Below are 2,831 nucleotides of genomic sequence, written 5' to 3'. Positions count from 1 at the left end.
CTAATACCTGTTCCAACATCTTTTGAGGCAAATGTTCCAGCTGTTGCATCCGTCAATGTAACAATATCGCCATTGATCAAACCGCTTAATGTTGCTCCTGAAATAACAGCTTCTGTATTGCCATTATATACTTTGTTTTCCGCTACTGCATTTGTTACAGTAAGTGCTTTTGAGGTAATAGTTAGGTTTTGTGATTCTTGTGCAGCTGCTAAATAAGTACTATTCCCAGCTTGGTTAGCATATATGGTCACTGTACCTGTTGCATTAGCGTGTATTTCACCATTTATAATCGTGGCAATATTTTCATCACTACTACTATATGTAATAGTTAAACCAGAAGAGGTTGTAGCACCTGGAGCAACATTCGCACTTCCATAAACCATATTACTAAGTGTGGGGAATGTTATAGTTTGGGCTTCCTTGTTTGTTGTAAAGCTCTCCTGGCTCGAATAACTAGTCCCTTCGCTATTAGTAGCAAAAGCTTTTATATAATAAGTAGTATTTGCTGTTAAACCCGTTACATTTTCAGTATAAGCTCCTACAGTACTATATGTACCAGTAGTAGAAACTTTGGTTCCTGTTCCATCCGAAAATCCATCAGTAGTACTGTAATAAAAGCCTCTTTCTGTGATATCTACACCACCAAGGTCAGTAATACTACCATTTAGAGTTGCTGTCGTAGCAGTTATTGAAGATGCGGTAGAGGCACTTACTGTAGGAACACTATTAGCTTGGCTGACTGTGTTGTTACTTTGAACATCTCCCCAAGGAAATGCAGAACCTATATCCTTAGTTCCCCAAGTTAATGTAAGAGAGCTAAGCATTGTTGGGTCAAAAAGATTGGTACCACTATATGTAACTGTTATTTTTGAAGTGACATTGTCCCCTAGTGATAAGTCACTATCGAATGTCATTCTCAAAATATCACCTCCTGAGCTATTATTATCAAACATAGTACAACTACCTAAGTTTAGTGAACTACTTCCCAGTTGTCCACTTCCTGTTATTGTTGCTGATGTAGACAATACCCAATTGTTATTGATACTATTATCAGAAGCTATTAAAAATAAATCTCGAGAACTTGGAGCTCCACCTGCTGCAATCAAAGAACCGGAACCTACTTCAAATGAAATAGTGAGTTCATCTGATGTGAAATTATCTATGGTAAAAGATAATGGAGACTGGGTACTTGTTGTAAAGCTCTCCTGGCTCGAATAACTAGTCCCTTCGCTATTAGTAGCAAAAGCTTTTATATAATAAGTAGTATTTGCTGTTAAACCCGTTACATTTTCAGTATAAGCTCCTACAGTACTATATGTACCAGTAGTAGAAACTTTGGTTCCTGTTCCATCCGAAAATCCATCAGTAGTACTGTAATAAAAGCCTCTTTCTGTGATATCTACACCACCAAGGTCAGTAATACTACCATTTAGAGTTGCTGTCGTAGCGGTTATTGAAGATGCGGTAGAAGCACTTACTGTAGGAACACTATTTGCTTGGCTGACTGTGTTGTTACTTTGAACATCTCCCCAAGGAAATGCAGAACCTATATCCTTAGTTCCCCAAGTTAATGTAAAAGAGCTAAGCATTGTTGGGTCAAAAAGATTGGTACCACTATATGTAACTGTTATTTTTGAAGTGACATTGTCCCCTAGTGATAAGTCACTATCGAATGTCATTCTCAAAATATCACCTCCTGAGCTATTATTATCAAACATAGTACAACTACCTAAGTTTAGTGAACTACTTCCCAGTTGTCCACTTCCTGTTATTGTTGCTGATGTAGACAATACCCAATTGTTATTGATACTATTATCAGAAGCTATTAAAAATAAATCTCGAGAACTTGGAGCTCCACCTGCTGCAATCAAAGAACCGGAACCTACTTCAAATGAAATAGTGAGTTCATCTGATGTGAAATTATCTATGGTAAAAGATAATGGAGACTGGGTACTTGTTGTAAAGTTCATTTGGTTGTCAATGGCCTCACTCTGTTTTAGATCGCTAACGTCAGTTTCATTGGTTAATATATCTCCATCATGAGAACCTATATTACCAAAGGTATAAGGCTCTGCAAATGTATTTATTATTCCAATAAGCGAAACCAATAAATGGATTAATACTTTTTTCATATTCTAAATTGTTTAATCAATATTTAAACTTTTTCAAACTCTTCTCTTTGTTTTTAATAAGTAGTTTGTCATTTAGATATGTTACAAGTTCTTATGTGAGTACCATCTTAAGTTAAAAGCTTTATTTACATTCACAATGTTATCATCTTATTTTTAATCAATAATATTTTAATCCTTATAACTTTAATTCTTACAGTTACAATAATCAATTAAAAAAAATAAACTTAATTTATATATGGTAATGTAAGCATCTGTTACATGTATATAGTTTAATAGTTGCATTAAAAAGGAGAGTTAGTTAAGTTTTTTCAATCCAAAAAATATTTTTTGGATTTTGGGACAAAAGCACAAAACAAACTGAAAGCCACACGTTTGTTTTCAATATCAAGACAATAGATGACGATATTCTTGGATAGTCAACTTGGTTCAAAGTGGTAGACTAGCAAAGACTGTTACTGAAGAGAATAACTTAGATGATCAGAAGATGGGTTCGTGAATATGATAAATATGAAGGTAACTCTTTTCAGGGCAATGGAAAAGCTGTACAAACACCAGAAGAATCTAGAATTGTACAGTTAGAAAGAGAACTTAAAAAGGTACAAACAGAGCGTGATATTTTAAAAAAGGCCATAGGCATATTCTCCAAGAGCGACAGTTAACCTATAAGTTCATTAAAGATCATAGTCAGGAGTTTTCTGT

General features: G+C 34.8%; 2 protein-coding genes. One reads left to right on the top strand and one right to left on the bottom strand.

All coding sequences use genetic code 11. The annotated features are described in order from the left end of the window. The coding region (locus ACXAHM_RS26160) for a beta strand repeat-containing protein (protein ID WP_474967037.1) at positions 1–2,132 on the bottom strand (2,132 nt) is incomplete at its 3' end. A gap of 473 nt (positions 2,133–2,605) precedes the next feature. On the opposite strand from ACXAHM_RS26160, the gene ACXAHM_RS26155 reads away from it, so the two are divergent. Continuing rightward, positions 2,606–2,791, top strand: coding sequence for a hypothetical protein (locus ACXAHM_RS26155; protein ID WP_474967036.1), 186 nt, complete (start codon positions 2,606–2,608; stop codon positions 2,789–2,791). The last annotated feature ends 40 nt before the right edge of the window (positions 2,792–2,831 follow it).

The sequence above is a fragment of the Flammeovirga sp. AWQ4_249 genome (assembly GCF_056161045.1).
This window is presented reverse-complemented; position numbering and strand designations above follow the sequence as displayed.

What these genes read in the sequence shown, in the direction of transcription:
- ACXAHM_RS26155 (WP_474967036.1), top strand. Translation starts at nt 2,606, where the DNA reads ATGATCAGAAGATGGGTTCGTGAATATGATAAATATGAAGGTAACTCT.